The sequence below is a fragment of the Thalassotalea hakodatensis genome (assembly GCF_030295995.1).
In the GTDB taxonomy this organism is placed as follows: domain Bacteria; phylum Pseudomonadota; class Gammaproteobacteria; order Enterobacterales; family Alteromonadaceae; genus Thalassotalea_C; species Thalassotalea_C hakodatensis.
Window position 1 is genome coordinate 3,879,771 of record NZ_AP027365.1, and the last position, 18,078, is coordinate 3,897,848.

The window sequence follows — 18,078 nt, forward strand, 5'->3', positions numbered from 1 at the left end:
TCACCTTCCCAACTGTAAACGTTTGACCGTTACACTTCCTGAAACACTGTCTTGGCTAATATCTATATTGATCACTTTCACACCATGGTCTTTCGATAAACGTGCCAACCACGTTAATAATTCATTAAAGTTAATGTTATCAACCCAAACCAGTACACCATCTGATTGTGGCTGTAACCGAGCGATTACTATTTGTGCTTGTTGAGCGCTACGATTAACAATACTGGCTAAACTGGCATTATTTGCACTCGCCGGCTTTGTTTGTTGGTATTGTGCAAGACGATCAGTTTCTTCTTCAACCCAAGATAGCAGGGCCTGTTGACGTTCAAGTTTTTGCTCAGCTTTGCTCACACCATTCGTTAAGGGTTGCCACACTAATTGATAAAAAACAAAAACACAAAAAACAGAACCTAAGGCTGCAACAAGCCGTTGCTCTCTTAGTTGTAAATTCACCCACCAATCTTTCATGAGTTTCCTCCGCTTTTTGCTTTAATGCTAATAGCACCTGTAACCGTGGTTCCTTGATTATTTAACGCACCTTGTGAAACCGTAAAGTTAGGTGTTAAAGCAGTATTAAATTTTTCAAAGTCTTGATAGCCTTTTGCCGTTGCTTGCATACGTAACTCTTTGCGTTTTCCGTCATACCTCAAGTTTTCAGGCTTTAATGTAGGCACTTGTGCAAATACTGGTTGAAGTTTCATCAACAATGCGAGAAAGTCGCCGTTGTTGTCAACGCCTTGAATAGTTGAAAGCTGTCTGCGCAATTGCGACTTCACCGTGGCAATACGTACACGTTGTGTTTGAGGGAAAGCGTGTTTGTAACGTTCAATAACTTTTGTTTCTACTGCTGCAATCTGGGAGTTTAACTGCATTAAAGTGATCGCTTTGCCTGCGATATTCAACACTAACGCCAGTAATGCTATACCCGCTACCAACCCCCATGTTTTAGCCAATGAAGAGCGCTCTTTCTTAGCAGCATATTCTCCTTGCAGCATGGTAAAACTTCGCGTATCCAAATGCTGCGCCATTAATGCTAACGGCAACTCTTCTGGAAGATAATTAATGTCTATATTATCCGCTTGATGCGCTATGGGAGAAAAAGCATCAATAGCAATATCATCATCTGCATTTAACCAAATACCAAGCATGTGTGGCCATAACGACTCATCAAGGGTGCAACCTTGCCATTGTCCCTTTCTAATGATCACTTGATTATCTATTGCAATCATTTGCCATCTTTCATCAGCTGGAGGCATTGCTAACACTTCAGGAATCACAAAATCAGCCTGGATAGAGGCGGTAGCTAACTGCGCTAGCCAATGGGTCATTTTATATTTTTCTACGAATGCTAATGGACAATTTCCTTCTGCTGTAGAAAAGTTTGCATAAGCAAAAAACAATGAATCAACATCTTGCGCAACATCATCCTCTATCACGAAAGGCGCAGCTAGTTGCACTGCTTTTTTCGATTTCGCCGGCACATTCAGTAGTTTAAGTGTTACATCACTACTGGGTAATATCACGACGACTTCTCGGTGCGCTGCTTTTGTGCTTAACTCACTTAAATGAGAAATAGTTGCAAGTTCACCGCTTGCAATAATATGTTCTTCAGACTTCGACCAAACCAACCAATGCACTTTGTCGGTATCTTGGCTCGCAAGTCGTATTATTAATTGTTCTGCCATCAATCACGTCCTATCGTGCGACTAATCACGTTTATTTGATTGTCTTCATTTACTTGCATCATTGATTGTAGATAAAAGTAACTTTGGTTAAATGTTGCTACAGCGCTTAGTGTAAAGTATTGGCTGTCAACTACAAACTGTTGTTTCTGTGCTTCGGTTATCTTTAATTTATTCACTTCAGGTAAATTGAAAAAAGCATCAATATTGTCAAAGCCATTAATATCTCTTGCCGATAAAATCTGTTGAGCTTCACTTTTCGAAATGTCGAGCAAAGCTTGCAATAGCTCGGGTTGTTCAGCTGATACAGTATTAATATTAATTTGGTGTAAATTGGTATTAGGTATTACACAAACATAAGGCTTTACGGCAGTGATAACCTCTTTAGTAAAGTGCTCTATAACTCGCAATTCATTCACGCTGGCAAGATAATAATTCGCTGGTAAATACGGAAATTCTTTTGCCGAATAATCGTTATCTTCTGCACCACCAGCACTAACAATACTGGTATCACTGTCTAACCAATCTGATAGCGCATCTGCCATATATTCCGCAGAAAACACATCAACCCCTTCAATATTCAACGCAATAATCAGCGCTTCAAATGCTGCACGCGCTGGAGTTTTTTCACGCGAAGTGTTTTCTGTTACTCGAAGCGCGTTTAAATTTAAACAGGCCTGTAAATCTGAAATTTCTCCAGTAATTTCACCGTAATCAACAGGATAAGTACTTTCTTCTTGTGCCCAAATTTGCGCTAACGTTGTTTTATCTGGAGACTCTTCAAAGCTGGTTTTTAATACTCTTTTAGCAAAAGCTTCTGCCCCCATTGCATACCAATAAGCTTGTTGATTAAAACTTACATTGGTAGATTTTTTTACTGCAATCTGTACTTTAGCCAGCATGTGCGTGGCTATGGTCGCAGCGAGTGCTACCACCAACATTACAGTGATCAGAGCAATACCTTTGTTTAACTTCATTGAGCAGCCCTTTGAGGACCATCAATGACTGCTTGTCCGTTTTCGGTACCTGTTGTTGCATTACTGTCATTGTTAAAGGGTTCAGCAATTATGAGAAATTTGCGTGTTAATTCGCCTAAATCTTCCGTGTCGATAATAAGTGCGATAGCCTCAGGCCATTGGTTTTCAATTAAGCTTTCTCGCCACTTTTTATCAACAAAAAACTGCACTTTAAAATCTGTTACGTCTTTAATAAGGGGTCTGATGATGGGCTCTTCACCAATCACAGGATCAACAAAATTAAAATGCATACGCTCTAATGTATTCTCTTGAATACGATAAGCAATAGGTTGCATGTCTGAGCGAGGTAAGATTAAATTAGGGTTGCTCCAGCCACCTCGAACAAATGCAATTGCCTGTTCACTTAACATCAGATCGCCATTATCAACATAAAAAAAGCCTGTTTGTGGCGCTTCACCTTCAACGCGAACTGAACGTCTAACAATTTGCAATAAATCTCGTTCGATGATGAGCCATGCCCGTTGTATTTCATTAAGCCTATTTTGCTTTTGCTCCGCACCTTCTTTTGTGCGAAGCACGCCATCTAAGATACTAAAACTAGCAATACTAATTACCGCAAAAATTGCTGTCGCTAATAACACTTCAATTAAAGTAAAACCACCAAGGCCACGTTGTTTCATTAACGGTTTTCCTTAGCAACGTATGTTGTCAAGCTCGCTACTGCCGACGTATCTTCTTCATCGCTACGTACTTCAATGGTAATGCTACGCATTTCCTTGTCTGCTGTCGCAACAACTTTTTGTTGCCAATGCCATTGTCTACCAGCTAAATCAACGTTGCCTTTTTTGTTCTTCGGTGGCCATTGCTCATCTAATGTAGCTTCCACCAACTGGTTAGAAGCTACCCACTGAGCCAGCATATTATTTTCGATATGATTTAAACTTGAAAAATGCGTATCCGACGTACTTAATAACGCAACTCCTGCAAGTGCAAACACTGACAAAGCCAGCAGCACCTCAATTAAGGTAAAGCCTGTTATTTTCAGTTTTGTGCGCATCAACAAACCATTAGTCATTAGTTGTTTTGCACCTGTTCTTGCTGTTCAAGAGCAACAGGCGTGTAAAATTTGCCTATCACATTGATGCTGAATGTTTCACTATTTTGCTCTCTTGTAGCAAAAGTTGCTTTAAAAGGAGTAATTTCACCACCCGTTAATAAATACACCTGCGGGATAATTAGTTTTTGTTCTTTTTCAAGTGCATCTTCCATTGCTGACACTTGCTCTTCATCAGGGATGAATAATTCACGATCGACAAGCGTATTTTCTTCTGGCGCTAAGCCATCAAACGATAAGGATATAGTGATATCATCGGCTAAAGTGTAACGCTCAAATGTTTTTTCATTTGGAAGGTTCGTCCACCGAGAACCATCGTAACCGAGAAATTGATAGCTGTTTTCTTCAACATATAACCCTATCTCAATATTATTTAATAGGCCAAAATCTGCGGCTAAATTAAACATGCCGGCAAACCTTGTAGCTTCTTCTGTTACTTGTTGTTCAGATTTATTCGAAAAGAAGTTAAGTTGTACTGCAGCAACCATAAAGCCAATCACCACAATAACCATTAATATTTCAATTAAGGTAAAGCCTTTAATTTGAGAAGAGCGCTGCTGTACTAACATAATATTAAAGGCTTAAGTCATTATTGGTAGTCTGCAAGGTTCCAGTTACCAATATCATCATCAGTAGCTGCTTCACCATCTGGTCCCATAGAAAATACATCCATCTTGCCATGTTCACCTGGATTTAATAGTTGATAATCATTACCCCAAGGGTCTTGCGGTAGACGCTTGATATAACCACCTTCTTGGAACCTACGAGGAACAGGTTCAATAGTCGTTTGTTCAACGAGTGCTTCAAGCCCTTGCTCTGTTGTTGGATAATCATAATTTTGTGAACGATATAACGCTAAGGCTGACTCTAAAGAGCCAATATCAATAACCGCCTTTTGTGACCTGGCAGTATCTTGACTTCCCATTAAGTTAGGCACCACCATGCTGGCAATAATACCGATGATCACTAATACAATCATGACCTCTAATAACGTGAAACCTGAAACTTTTTTCATGAGAATTCCTTCTTAAATTTAACTAAATGCCAATTAATGTGTTCATTTTCAAAATAGGTTGCAGTATCGCCATCACAATAAAAAGTACGATTCCCGCCATTGTCACCATTATCGCCGGTTCAAACGCTTTCAATGAGATATTGATCAAGGCTTCAAACTCTCTGTCTTGATTATCAGCAGCTCGGCCAAGCATATGTTCAAGCTGACCACTTTTTTCACCGCTGGCGATCATATGTAGCATCATCGGCGGAAATAACTGAGTTTGTTCTAATGATAAACGCAAGCTACTACCTTCTCTTACTTTGACCGCGGCTTGTTTCACTTTATCTTTAATGTAAACATTTCCCAGTACTTCGCCTGCAATGCTCATACTTTCCAATAAGGGAACTGCACTAGCAGTTAATATGCTAAGTGTACGAGCAAAGCGAGCGGTGTTTACGCCACGCGCCACCTTACCAATACCAGGTAGACTAAGCAGCTTTTTATGTACTTTATATTTGATATCAGCTCGCTTCATTAACTGTATAGCGAGTAATATCAAAAAAATAAACACCACAAATAAGTAGAAACCAAAGTTCTGCAAAAATTCACTTGTCGCGATTAAAAACTGAGTTGTTTGCGGTAAGTTAGCACCAACATCGTCAAATTGACTGACTATTTGCGGTACAACTGACGTCAAGAGTACAACAATAACGCCAATGGCAACTACAGTCATTATTGCCGGGTAAACCAACGCTTGGATCATTTGTGAACGTAGTTGTTGACGCTGTTCAGTATAATCCGCTAAACGATTGAGTACTTTATCTAAATAGCCCGACTTTTCGCCTGCCGCGACCATAGCACGAAAGAGATAATTAAAAACCTGAGGATATTCCGCCATACTTTCAGCTAAGCTATACCCTTCAGTAACTTTTGTACGTACCGCCATCACCATACTTTTCGTGACATCTTTTTCTGACTGTTCGGCTACCGCTAATAACGCCTCTTCTAGCGGTAAACCAGATTCAACAAGTGTTGCAAGTTGTCTCGTTAAAATAGCTAATTCACTTGCTGATATTTTCTTACTGCGGGTAAATGAGCTTTTTGTGCTTTGCTGCTTATTTTTTTTTAAACTTGTTGTTACTTCAGTAGGCATTAAGCCCTGATCTCTTAACAAAGACCGAACATGACGAGCAGTATCACCCTCGATAATACCTTTTTTAAGTTTACCATTTCGGTCTACTGCTTGATATTCAAATGCCGCCATATGTTTTTACTTAATCTTCCTTTGTCACACGTAACACTTCTTCAAGCGTTGTGATACCTTCCAGTACTTTGTCAAAGCCGTCACGGCGAATACTTGGTGTATGTTGTCGAACAGAGCGTTCTATATCTTGCTCACCTTTACCGTTGTGTATGAGTTCACGCACTTTATCATCAACTAAAAGCAACTCATGAATACCTGTTCGACCTTTATAACCTTTAAAGTTACATTCGTTACAACCGGTAGCACGATAAATATACTGCTGTGTATTTGCTGATAAGCCAAGTAAATTTAATTCTTCTTCGTCAGCTAAATGCGCTTCTTTACAATGATGACAAAGCGTTCTAACAAGACGTTGTGCAAGTACGCCTAATAAACTAGACGATAGCAAAAATGATTCAACGCCCATATCTTCCATTCGAGTAATTGCACCTGCTGCGGTGTTAGTGTGTAACGTTGAAAGCACAAGATGACCGGTTAAACTTGCTTGTACACCAATCTGGGCGGTTTCTAAATCTCGAATTTCACCAACCATTACTACGTCAGGATCTTGCCTTAAAATCGCACGTAACCCTCTAGCAAAGGTCATATCAACTTTCGTATTTACCTGTGTTTGACCTATGCCTTCAATGGCATATTCAATCGGGTCTTCTACAGTAAGAACATTCCGTTCCCTACTATCAATTTGGCTTAAGCCGGCATATAACGTGGTAGATTTACCGGAACCTGTTGGCCCGGTGACTAAAATAATGCCGTGTGGCTTATCGATTAATTGAGAAAATTTGACGCGATTGTTATCGGTCATACCTAAGTCTTGTAAATCAAGCCGTGCAGCGTTTTTATCTAATAAACGTAATACTACACGCTCTCCGTGACCAGTAGGCATTGTAGATACACGAACATCTACCGCTCGCCCTGCAATTCTTAACGAAATACGGCCATCTTGTGGCACTCGCTTTTCTGCGATATCTAATTTCGCCATCACTTTGATACGTGAAACAAGTAACGAAGCGAGCTTGCGATTAGGTCTTAATACTTCACGTAAAACACCGTCAACACGAAAACGAATTTGTAGCGATTGTTCAAAAGTTTCGATATGTATATCAGAAGCACTTTCTTTTATTGCTTCGCTCAGCATCGCGTTGATCATTTTGATAATCGGCGCATCATCTTCATTTTCAAGTAAGTCTTCGGTTTCAATGAGCTCATCAGTAATGGAATATAAATCAACTTCATTACCAATATCTTCCATCATTTGTTTCGCTTCTGATGAATCTCGTTGATAAGCATTTGTTAGTCGAAGTTCAAATTGCTCTGGAGAAACAAACACCATTTTAAACGCACGTTGAACAACTCTTCTGACTTCTAATAATACCTGTTCATTAATCGTGTCTAAACAATATAAAATCACTTCGTCATCTTCTTTCCCAACTAAAACGCTATGGCGCTTAGCAAAACCAAAAGGTAGTTGTAAAAAGCGATGACTTTGCTCTGGCGTTAACTCAAACTGTGGGTCGTTATTTTCCACTAATGATTCCAATGAAGTTTGCAACATAACGGTTATTGTCCACGCTCTTCAATAGTTTCTTTGTCTTCCGATTTTTGCTGATATTCATTAAATGTTGGCGGCAATGACAATTCATCGTTCCATTTAGGTAATAATGGCAATTTTTTATCTTTCATCAACGACAAACCTTCTTCACGCTTACGCAGCTCATCTGCTCGGATATAATTGTATTTCTCTTTACTGATGTCGTTCATCAGTTTTCCGTCTCGGATCACGGTAGGGCGTAGAAATACCATTAAATTACGTTTACGTTTACTGTTATTTGTTGATTTAAACAAATGGCCAATAATAGGTATATCGCCTAATAGTGGTACTTTTTGCACGCTCTCTTGTACATCTTCATCAATTAAGCCACCTAAAATAACGGTAGCGCCATTATCAGCTAACACCGTCGTTTTAATTTCGCGTTTATTGATTGAAATATCCACTCCTGTTGAACCGCTTACCGACGAAACTTCTTGTTCAATGGTTAACTGAACACCTGAACCTTCGTTGACTTGTGGCGTCACTTTTAATTTGATACCCACTTCTTGACGTTCAACCGTTTGAAAAGGGTTACTGTTATTATTACCTGTTGTTGAACCAGTAATAATAGGGACTTCTTGGCCCACTAAAAAGTGTGCTTCTTCGTTATCTAGCGTAGTAATACTTGGTGTAGCCAAAATATTAGAGTTAGTGTCAGCGCTTACTGCTTGAACAATTGCTCCCCAGTCATCTTTCACTAAACCAAACATCATACCGTTAACCGATCCTAGTAACTTCGCGAGTAAACTATAATCCCCATCGGTATCAGGGTTCGTTGTTGTGACCGGGTTACCATTGCCATCTATAGTGGTAACTGTGGTACCTGGTTCACCTCTTGCCGCTACTGCCGCCGCGCCAACTGATGTGATTGGTACAGTACCATTGGTAAATTGTGTAGCACCACCATTTTCGTGATACCATTGCACACCTAGATTAACACCATCACTTTCAAATACTTCGACAATAATCGCTTCAACAAGTACTTGCGCTCGGCGTACATCTAACTGTCTTATCACCGCTTCTAATGAGCGTAGCATGTCTGGTTGCGCGGTGATCACGAGAGTATTAGTATCTGAATGTGCTTCAATGCTGATGTTACGCTTTTGTTTATTACGACTATTGGTTTGCGTAGCGTTTTCTTCCGCCTCTATTGATTCGCTAACGCCTGTTAACACATCTACTAAATCTTCAGCTTTTGAATATTTAAGATAATAAACACGGGTGTTGCCGTTAGTCTCTAATTCGCTATCTAGTCGTGATACCAGTTTAGCAACACGTTCGCGCGCTTGCTTTTCACCACTAACAATAACGCTATTGGTACGTTCATCAGCGACAATTTTAGGAATTAAAAAACTGGGCGTGCCGGCTTTACCATGACTTGATTTATTAAGCGCTTCAACAATACGTACCATTTCGCCAGCAGAAGCATGTTCTAGACGAATTATTTGCTCGTATTGATCACCTGCTCGGTCAACACGTTTAATGATATTGGCTAAACGGTTAACTACTGCAGCTGTCCCTGTCATGATAAACACATTAGCAGGGTCATAGTTAACAACAGTTCCGCCACCCGCTTGATCTGACATTTGTCTTAATAATGGTGACAACTCACGTACAGTCACATTCTTAACTTCTACTACCCGTGTCACCATTTCATCCCCAACACCAGGGTTATCATCATCAACCAAAGGTGTTGCTTCAGATTTTGCTTTTTTATTACGAATAATTTTTACAATATTATTGTCCATTTCAATGGCAGCAAAACCATAAACTTCAAGAACATTTAAGAAAAATTGATAATATTGATCTTCTGTTAATAAATCGTAGCTACGAACATTTACTTTGCCGCGAACATTTGGGTCAACGATCATCGTTTTCTTAAGGTTTTTACCGACAATATTTATAAACTCTTTGAGGTCAGTGCCTTTGAAGTTAGGTGAATATTGCGCTGCAAACGCGGATTGAGCGCTAAAGAGTATGCCGTTAAAAAAACAAACAGTTGCTAAGGTAATCAACCATTTTTTTGCCCACGTTTTTGCATGCGATTTGCGCATGGATAATTCCTTATTGTTCATTATTGAATACTAAATAATATTTCTGTTAATGATCCATTACGATTTACCAGTAACGATATCTCAGTTTCTTCTTTTAATGCTTGTACTGCTTGAGCAGCTTCACTAGGTAACGTTAAATCGTAACCATTCATTTGTACCGCGATATCACCTGATTTTAGCCCTGAAGATCTAAAGAAATCAGGTTCTTTACCCGGCATTAATTGATACCCGATGATGTCACCATTTTGTCGTTTTGGGCTGACTTTCAAGTAGTCAAATATTTTCCCAGGGTCAGTATTAATATCTTGTTGTAGCTGCATCGCGGTTTCAGATAAAACATCATTTTCACGCTGATCTACGGTATTAATATGATTGCTTACTACCTGAATTGGTTCCGCTCTTTTATTTTCTCTCGCTTTATTAACCTTACTGTATTTAAAACCATCTAACATTAATGTTTCTAAACGCCCAGACTGCTTAATAATAACTCTATCGGTGGCAACCGATTCTAATGTGGCTCGCGTGCCAGAGATTTTATCGCCTATTCCGTAAGTTTCTTGTTGACCATTATTTTCAATAATAGCAGCAGCAGTATTTTGATCGCTACTTGCAACAGTGCCTGTTAATGTAAGGCGTAATTTAGTTTCTGGTGCATCTTGCACTTTTACAGGCACTTGTTCTACAGCAGCTTCTTTAGTACCAAATAAATTCAATTGTTTCAGTGCTGATAAATCTAATGATGCGTTTTGTTGTTGTACATCGTTTACATTAGCAACAACCGTTGAGTTGATATGGGCATTTGATGGTAATAACTGCCAAGTAAACTGTGCTAAAATATAGGCGATATAACAAAGCAACATCGCGCTTATAAAAAAAGCGACTTTTTGCTGAGGCACTTGGCGAATAAATTGTTGAAGCGACGATAGTTCTGTCGATATACGCATATTTGAGGTTATCAATCTTTATATTTTTCTTCGTTGATGATACTTGAGCAAAACAGCTAGAACAAGAAAACTGCTTTATTTTTAACTATTATTTACAAATATTCGCAAGATATGGCGTAACAATACAACCTATGCTAACTTGCGCGACATTCTGTTCGGCAAATATGACAAGAAAATGAAACAAAGTAAAAATACTTCTGAATCTACCAATATACGCCTCGACAAGTGGCTTTGGGCGGCAAGGTTTTACAAAACAAGAGCCATCGCAAAGCAGATGATTGATGGCGGTAAAGTATTTTATAATGGTCAACGTTCTAAGTCGGGTAAATTCGTGTCAACAGGCGATACAGTAAGAATTCGCCAAGGGTACGAAGAGAAAGAAGTCATTATCATCGCCCTTGCTGATAAACGAAGAGATGCTACCTTCGCCCAAACCCTATATAAAGAAACAGAGCAAAGCATTGAAACAAGAGAAAAAAATGCGCTTGCACGTAAGCAAGGACTACTGCTCAACCCAGGGACCGACAGCAAACCTGATAAAAAACAACGTAGACAAATTAGACAATTGAAAGAAAGGATATAACTGTGACCTTGCCTGCTGATGAATTAAATCGCTATTTATTCGATGATTTACATGTTCGTGGCGAACTTGTGCAATTAAGTACCACTTACCAACATATTATAAACGGCCATAATTACCCTGAAGGCGTTAAAAAGCTTTTGGGCGAACTGATTGCCGTTACTAGCTTACTCACGGCAACGTTAAAAATTGAAGGTGAAATTGCCGTACAATTACAAGGTGATGGACCGGCAGATTACTTTGCAGTTAACGCAAATCATAATCAAGAAATAAGAGCTATCGCTAAAGTTAATGAATCGGCAACAGGTTCAGGCTTAAACGATCTGGTAGGCAAAGGGAACATGATTATCACTATTAGGCCAGAGGTTGGCGAAGCCTATCAAGGCGTGGTTGCGTTAGAGCATGATGCACTTGCTGATTGTATTGCCCATTATTTTGAAGTATCAGAACAAATTCCAACAAAAATTTGGTTATTTCACAATCATGAGACGAACCAAATAGCCGGCTCCCTCATTCAGTTATTACCAGACAGCGGTGACAAAGATGAACAAATGAATGATTTCGAGCACTTATGCCAAATTACTTCAACCATAAAAGATGAAGAAATTTTCACCTTAGACGCGCAAACGCTTTTGTATCGGCTTTATCACCAAGAAAAAGTAAGATTATTTGAACCACAATTAGTCATTAACACGTGTAGCTGTTCGAAAGAAAAGTGCTTAACGGCTCTTTCTCAACTTGGGCAACAAGAGATTGAAAGCATTCTGGCTGAACAAGGCAGCGTTAGCATGACTTGCGATTATTGTTTAACCACCTATACCTTTGACCACTCAGATTTTTCTGAGTTATTTAACCAAACAAGACATTAACAATTATAAGAGTGAACGCTTTAAGTCACCATCAAATTCGCATCAAGTATTAGTTGATATTAAAAATAAAGATAAAGTATCTGCAGTAAACAACTTTCAAAACCTAATAGATGAAAAAGCAGCATTAGGAAATTCATGGGGAGGCCTCTCTAGACTCGCTATTTCCATATTTAACCTGCGGAAAGATCGAAGCAAAGGCCTGCTGCAACTTAATATTAATTTAGTAAAAAAAATGCCAACCAGTAAAACTGGTTGGCATTTTTAATTTAACGCCTAGTTATTAAACTAATCAATTAAAATGAATAGTGTGCAGATAACTGAACATAACGTCGTGGCTGATAACCAGTCGGGCGTAAAAAGTTCGCGTTAATACCTGTGTTACCACGTGCTAAATCTTTTTGTTGGTCATACGTATCAGGACGCTGTGTATTAAACACATTGTAAACACTTGCACGTAAAGTTAAACCTTCAGACCAACCTGGTTGGTAAATAACACTCATATCTGTATTAAATAACCAATTAGAGCGACCTTCATCACCACGTTTGTTAAGCTCTTGCTCACCATCTTCACCTACACAGTAGAATGAAGAAGCGCCATAGCGGTTAAAGTTACCGAAATCGTATGACGTAGAACCATCACCAACCAACATACCATCTGTACTTACAAAACCTTGACAGCTTAATGGAATACCAGAAGTTGCAGAGAAATTAACTGATACAGCAAGTTCATCATTAACTTCGTACAAGCCATAGGCTTTTAACTGATGTGTTCTATCAGTTGGAAGGTTACCATAGGCACCTTTCATAAAGTTAGCATGGTCAAAATCTTGCGTTGCACCAGCATCTTCTTGAGCAAGTGAAGAGTTAACATAACCTTCTACGTTACCCCATGTTCTAGATAGAACATATGAGAAATTAGCTTTCCAGTTATCAGAAAGAGCTTTTTCAGCTGTTAATTCTAAACCTAAATAATGGCGTTTGTACTCTGGTAAACCATGATATTCTGCTGGGGTAGTGGTTTTAACTAAGTTACCATCGTTTTCTAGGTCCATGAATATAGTGATATCTTCACCTGGATTAACGATTATACAACCAGCAAGTGAATGCGGGTCAAAGTTATCATAACCATTGTCTGCAGCCCAGTTAGTAAAACCGTCATTCGCACAAAAATCATCCATACCATTACCAACAGTACGTCCCATGAATTTCGCACCTAGAGTCCAATCTTCATTGTATTCTTGTTGATAACCAATGATAATTTCATCTTGATACATCGGTTCAAGGTTTTGATCAGAAATTACTTGTGGGTTAGGAATCTGAAGATCACGCACGATTGGACCAAACTGTTCGCCTAAGCCACCAACTGGAGAACCATCAGCATTCCAACCACCTGAAACTTCATAATAGTCAATATTCTGTTCTTCTTGACGAGTAGCACGAATATTTGTATTAGACGCAACTGGAATATAGTAACGACCTAAAGTACCGTATAATTTCTTACTGCCGTCACCATCAACATCCCATGAAAAACCAACACGAGGAGCAACTAACGTGTCAGATTCTAAGAAAACGTCTCCGTTACCGTCTAAGTTACTAAACGTTTCACCACGAAGACCACCGTAAATCACTAGGTCGTCACTGTAGCGCCATGAATCTTCAAGATACCAAGCCGTATTTTCAACACCAAACGTTGCTGTTTGAGTGTTATATGTGATAACACGAACCGCTTCTGTGCCACAAGGTAAGACCGTTTGGTTAACAGTACAGTTATTGTTTTCATGGGCCGTAAAATAACGGTAATAAATATCACCTGAATATTTCACACCTGGTGAAGTTGAATCATACTCTTCAGAGTTATAACCAAAACGTATAGTATGATCACCAACTACCCAATCAACATCAGCCTTCCAGCTAGTACGTTCATCCACATCATCAACTTGATCTGTCACTAAACTTTGAACAGGAGCATTCCAACAGCCAATTGCATTACGTCCAGACCAACCTGAACCGTTTGTTGTATCCCACGCATAAGGACAATCATCACCTGAAAGATTTGGTACTTTTAAGTATTGATGCTTCAACTCACCGTACATCAAGTTTAAAGTTAGGTCATCTGTAATATAACCGGTGTATGACAATACGTTAATGTCACCACCCTCTTTATAGGTGTATTGAGAAGTTTGGTTGCCATGATGGCCAACGGTTCTTACATCTTCAGCATTTTGATAGTTAGTGCGATCCCACTCAGTTTCATTATTGATATGCGTAAAACGTAATAAATGATCATCAGTGATGTACCAATCAAGCTTTGCTAAGTAATTAGGCGTATCTGTTTTCGAATTAGAGCTATCAATTAACCCGTAGTTATCACTTTCGTAATCTTGACCTTCAACATTAGCAAAGAAAAATAGCTTATCTTCAATAATTGGACCGCCAGCATAGAAGTTATATTTTAAACTATCTCTTTTGTCTTCGCTATTATAGCCTGAGATATCAACATCGCCATTAACTTTAACATTTGTAACATTTTTTTGACTAGCGCGTAGTGAATCAGGGCTATAATATGCTGAACCACCAAATTCCCAATCATTACTACCTGATTTAGTAACGATGTTAACAATACCGCCTAATGCACGACCATATTCTACGCCATAACCACCTGATTTAACCTGAGTTTGAGCTATAGCATCTTGAGGTAAATTCGCAAATTGTAATAAAGAACGTAAATTAGTTACATCCATACCATCAATGTAGTAACCATTTTCACCAATTGATGAGCCACCAAATGAAGGCAAGTTACGACCAAAATTAGAGCCACCTTGTATTGCACCAGGAGTTAATAATGCCACTGCCACTGAATTTCGAGGAAGAGGTAGCTTTTGAATTTCATCAAACGTAAAGACACTTGTAGATTCTACAGAAGAAGTATCAATAGCGTTAATAGCTCGACCTACAACTTCAATAACTTCAGTCGAGGTAAAATCAACACTTGAACCTGTGCCAATAACTACTTGAATAGTTTTTGTATCGCCCGCAGCATTAGTAACTTTATAGGTACCAGCTGGAACACTACCTACACGAAATCGACCATCTTCACCTACGGTAATTGTACGTGAAGAGCCTGTTTTTACATTCGTGTATGTAATTTTGGTATTAGCTGTGGCTTCACCATTAATTGAACCCGCAGTGTTACTTGCCGCAATTGCAGGCATAGCTACGCCCAACGAAACAGCAACAGCAGCAGCTGTTACAGAACGTTTAAACGACTTTGCAATGATATTATTCATAATATTATTTCTCTCTGGACTAAGAATGGATTTTCAATTCTTGTTCTTATACATATTTATGTGTCAATGTTACAGTTTGTAACAATCCACATCATTCTTGCCTGATTTATGAATAATTTCAACCTGTTTTTTAGATCTTTGAAAAAGTTCCATATTTTTTTAAAATTTTTTTAATAGATTGAAATTACAGATAATTATTTGATTTAATCTATTTTTACAAATTAACAAGTCGTAATTTTGTACGCTTTTTTGTACGTATCACTATCATATTTGATCAATTTTTAACTGTTTTTTTACATTTTGACGTAAATGTAACAGATAAATCAAAGCGCATTACTATTTGGTAATGGAGAGCATACTCAAGAGATGGAAAAGTAGCACCAACGAAATAGTTGATTCTTAGTGTTATGACGGCTTACTATAAAGGAATGTAAGCGAAGGATAATTATAATGGTTACAGACACTGACGGTTACGTTCATATCATTGAATATTTAACTGAGCACTTATCACTCTTTGAAAATACAGCGAGTGACAATAGTGGTACGTTATCAGTTATGGAAGTTATCGAACAAGAATTAACAGAACAAATTATTTTAGTGTGTAGTCAAAATGAAAGTCTTAGCTTTAATCAACGTAATACGATTATTCGAGAAGTAGACAATATTGTTCATGATCTACAAGAAATCCTTTCCGGTGTTGTTAACAACTCTGTGACTACCCATCAACAAGAGTTCTTAAAAGAATTCGCACTTCTTATTAAGAATTTATTCGATACAGAAATACATTCAGGCGTTCTTAGTTAAGACACCTGCTTTGTAAAATCAATTTATTTATTTGGAGAATTTATGCAAGCTGAAGTTAAGTGGATCGGCGAAGAAATGTTTGCCGGCATATCAGAAAGTGGACACACAATAGTACTGGATGCGAACAGCGGTGCGCTAGCGCCAAGCCCTTTAGAAAATGTGTTACTGTCTTTGGGCAGTTGTTCTTCTGTCGATGTCGTGAGTATTCTCAAAAAAGCTCGTCAACAAATCAGTGGCTGTAAAGTACAATTGTCTGCCACGCGTGTAGAAACGACCCCTAAATTATTTTCTGATATACATCTTCATTTTGTTATTTCAGGTAAAGATATTCAGGAAAAACATGTTGAACGTGCTGTCAGTCTCTCAGCGGATAAATATTGTTCAGTTGCGTTAATGTTAAATAAATCAGTCAATATCACGCACGATTATTCTATTACTTCAGAATAAACCAATCAATTGAGCCTACTAGGTTAGGCTCATAAATCACTCATCCAATCCAACTGCTTATTTGCTTGGTTTTTCTTTGCCATAATTTCTTTGATTAAAGGGGTTAAAATTAGCTCCATCGCTAAACCCATTTTACCGCCGGGTACCACCAGGGTATTTACACGCGACATAAAAGAACCTTCGATCATAGATAGATAATAAGGAAACTTTACATTGTTTGCCTCTCTAAACCGAATAACCACAAAGCTTTCGTCTAAAGAGGGGATAGCCTTAGCACTAAAGGGGTTAGAAGTATCTACCGTGGGAACACGTTGAAAATTAATATGTGTTTTTGAAAACTGTGGAGTTATAAAAGAGATATAATCTTCCATACTTCTTACAATACTTGCTGTGACGGCTTCCCTGCTATGCCCTCGTTGGTTAGTATCACGAATAATTTTTTGAATCCATTCAAGGTTAACTATAGGTACCATACCAATTAATAAGTCAACATATTGGGCAACATCATTATTTTCGGTGACAACACCACCATGTAATCCCTCATAAAATAATAAATCTGTACCTTCACCGAGGTCTTCCCACGGAGTAAACGTACCAGGCATTTGATTATATGGCACTGCTTGGTCGAAGGTATGTAAGTACCTTCTCATTTTGCCCTTACCTGTTTCTGAATAATCTTTAAATAGCTTTTCTAATGCATCAAAGTCATTCGCCTCATCACCAAAGTAGCTTATTCTCCGTCCTATTTCTTTTGCTTTTCTTTTTTCTAGGTCCATTTCTTGTCGAGAATAGCGGTGAAAGCTGTCACCTTCCACTTTGGCAGAAGTGATATCTAAAGAACGAAAAATATGTTCAAAAGATTCAGACGTCGTTGAGGTTCCTGCACCTGATGAGCCTGTAACTGCAATGATCGGATTTCGTGAAGACATAGCGTAAACCGGAAAAAGAATGAGCTAAAAGTTATACGGATAAATTAAACTAAGATCAACTTTTTAGCCAACAGAAAACAAAAAAGCGAGGCAATGCCTCGCTTTTTCATCTGAAAGCTCAACTAGTTAAGCTTCTGCACTTGCTTCTTCTGTCTCTTCAACTACTTCTTCAGTTGCTGGACGATCAACAAGTTCAACGTAAGCCATAGGAGCTTTATCACCAGTACGGTAACCGCATTTTAAAATACGTGTATATCCACCTGGACGTTCTTGGTAACGAGGACCAAGTTCGCTAAATAATAAACCTACTACTTCTTGATTACGTGTACGAGCAAACGCTAAACGACGATTTGCTACACTGTCGGTTTTGGCCAAAGTAATTAATGGCTCAACAACGCGACGTAATTCTTTAGCTTTAGCAACCGTTGTTTTAATAACACCGTGCTTTACTAAAGAACTTGCCATATTGCGGAACATCGCTTGGCGATGACTGCTATTACGGTTTAACTGGCGACCGCTTTTACGATGGCGCATAAGTTAAT

18 protein-coding genes are annotated in these 18,078 nt (G+C 38.7%); 4 read left to right on the top strand and 14 right to left on the bottom strand.

Annotated features, from left to right (window positions below):
* Genes gspM through gspC form a run of 11 tightly spaced genes read right to left on the bottom strand, consistent with a single transcriptional unit; the run spans window position 1 to window position 10,620 of the window.
* Complete coding sequence (gene gspM, locus QUE72_RS17175; RefSeq protein ID WP_074496154.1) at window positions 1-468, bottom strand: type II secretion system protein GspM; 468 nt, start codon at window positions 466-468, stop codon at window positions 1-3.
* The gene (gene gspL / locus QUE72_RS17180) at window positions 465-1,685 is read right to left on the bottom strand and encodes a type II secretion system protein GspL (RefSeq protein WP_286270357.1); all 1,221 of its coding nucleotides are present in this window, start codon (window positions 1,683-1,685) and stop codon (window positions 465-467) included. Before gspL ends, gspM begins: the two co-directional genes overlap by 4 nt.
* Window positions 1,685-2,659 carry a type II secretion system minor pseudopilin GspK gene (gene gspK, locus QUE72_RS17185; protein ID WP_286270358.1) on the bottom strand — a complete coding sequence of 325 codons (975 nt, stop codon included), beginning with the start codon at window positions 2,657-2,659 and terminating at the stop codon, window positions 1,685-1,687. The genes gspL and gspK overlap by 1 nt, the downstream gene beginning before the upstream one ends.
* On the bottom strand, window positions 2,656-3,339 hold the full coding sequence (gene gspJ, locus QUE72_RS17190) for a type II secretion system minor pseudopilin GspJ (RefSeq protein WP_286270359.1): 684 nt from the start codon (window positions 3,337-3,339) through the stop codon (window positions 2,656-2,658). The genes gspK and gspJ overlap by 4 nt, the downstream gene beginning before the upstream one ends.
* Window positions 3,339-3,734 carry a type II secretion system minor pseudopilin GspI gene (gspI, locus tag QUE72_RS17195; RefSeq protein ID WP_286270363.1) on the bottom strand — a complete coding sequence of 132 codons (396 nt, stop codon included), beginning with the start codon at window positions 3,732-3,734 and terminating at the stop codon, window positions 3,339-3,341. Before gspI ends, gspJ begins: the two co-directional genes overlap by 1 nt.
* Window positions 3,734-4,342 (bottom strand): type II secretion system minor pseudopilin GspH, encoded by a 609-nt coding sequence (gene gspH, locus QUE72_RS17200; RefSeq protein ID WP_286270365.1) that lies wholly within the window; start codon window positions 4,340-4,342, stop codon window positions 3,734-3,736. Before gspH ends, gspI begins: the two co-directional genes overlap by 1 nt.
* A 20-nt stretch (window positions 4,343-4,362) precedes the next feature.
* Entirely contained in the window at window positions 4,363-4,788 is a 426-nt protein-coding gene (gene gspG / locus QUE72_RS17205; protein WP_286270366.1) for a type II secretion system major pseudopilin GspG, read from the bottom strand.
* Between the two features lie 22 nt (window positions 4,789-4,810).
* A complete protein-coding gene (gspF, locus tag QUE72_RS17210) occupies window positions 4,811-6,034 on the bottom strand; it encodes a type II secretion system inner membrane protein GspF (protein ID WP_286270368.1) in 1,224 nt (407 codons plus the stop codon).
* A 10-nt stretch (window positions 6,035-6,044) separates the two neighbouring features.
* Complete coding sequence (gspE, locus tag QUE72_RS17215; protein ID WP_286270370.1) at window positions 6,045-7,586, bottom strand: type II secretion system ATPase GspE; 1,542 nt, start codon at window positions 7,584-7,586, stop codon at window positions 6,045-6,047.
* Window positions 7,587-7,591: 5 nt separating this feature from the next.
* Window positions 7,592-9,676, bottom strand: coding sequence for a type II secretion system secretin GspD (gene gspD, locus QUE72_RS17220; RefSeq protein WP_286270372.1), 2,085 nt, complete (start codon window positions 9,674-9,676; stop codon window positions 7,592-7,594).
* A 20-nt stretch (window positions 9,677-9,696) separates the two neighbouring features.
* A complete protein-coding gene (gene gspC / locus QUE72_RS17225; RefSeq protein ID WP_074496169.1) occupies window positions 9,697-10,620 on the bottom strand; it encodes a type II secretion system protein GspC in 924 nt (307 codons plus the stop codon).
* Window positions 10,621-10,795: 175 nt separating this feature from the next.
* On the opposite strand from gspC, the gene hslR reads away from it, so the two are divergent.
* Both hslR and hslO read left to right on the top strand, forming a co-directional pair.
* Window positions 10,796-11,203 (top strand): ribosome-associated heat shock protein Hsp15, encoded by a 408-nt coding sequence (gene hslR / locus QUE72_RS17230; protein WP_074496170.1) that lies wholly within the window; start codon window positions 10,796-10,798, stop codon window positions 11,201-11,203.
* An 8-nt stretch (window positions 11,204-11,211) separates the two neighbouring features.
* Entirely contained in the window at window positions 11,212-12,069 is an 858-nt protein-coding gene (gene hslO / locus QUE72_RS17235) for an Hsp33 family molecular chaperone HslO (RefSeq protein ID WP_286272999.1), read from the top strand.
* Window positions 12,070-12,362: 293 nt separating this feature from the next.
* Here the strand turns inward: hslO and QUE72_RS17240 are convergent, their stop codons facing one another.
* Window positions 12,363-15,356: a TonB-dependent receptor gene (locus tag QUE72_RS17240; protein WP_286270374.1), complete on the bottom strand. Its 2,994-nt coding sequence runs from the start codon at window positions 15,354-15,356 to the stop codon at window positions 12,363-12,365.
* 450 nt (window positions 15,357-15,806) lie between these two features.
* Here QUE72_RS17240 and QUE72_RS17245 point away from each other — a divergent pair, with 450 nt between their 5' ends.
* Entirely contained in the window at window positions 15,807-16,160 is a 354-nt protein-coding gene (locus tag QUE72_RS17245; RefSeq protein ID WP_074496172.1) for a DUF3802 family protein, read from the top strand.
* Between the two features lie 42 nt (window positions 16,161-16,202).
* Window positions 16,203-16,607: an OsmC family protein gene (locus tag QUE72_RS17250; protein WP_286270377.1), complete on the top strand. Its 405-nt coding sequence runs from the start codon at window positions 16,203-16,205 to the stop codon at window positions 16,605-16,607.
* A 29-nt stretch (window positions 16,608-16,636) separates the two neighbouring features.
* Here QUE72_RS17250 and QUE72_RS17255 read toward each other — a convergent pair whose 3' ends face one another.
* Both QUE72_RS17255 and rplQ read right to left on the bottom strand, forming a co-directional pair.
* Window positions 16,637-17,536, bottom strand: a complete 900-nt coding sequence (locus tag QUE72_RS17255) for a phosphoribulokinase (protein WP_286270379.1) — start codon at window positions 17,534-17,536, stop codon at window positions 16,637-16,639.
* A 126-nt stretch (window positions 17,537-17,662) separates the two neighbouring features.
* Entirely contained in the window at window positions 17,663-18,070 is a 408-nt protein-coding gene (rplQ, locus tag QUE72_RS17260; protein WP_074496175.1) for a 50S ribosomal protein L17, read from the bottom strand.
* Window positions 18,071-18,078: the final 8 nt, after the last annotated feature.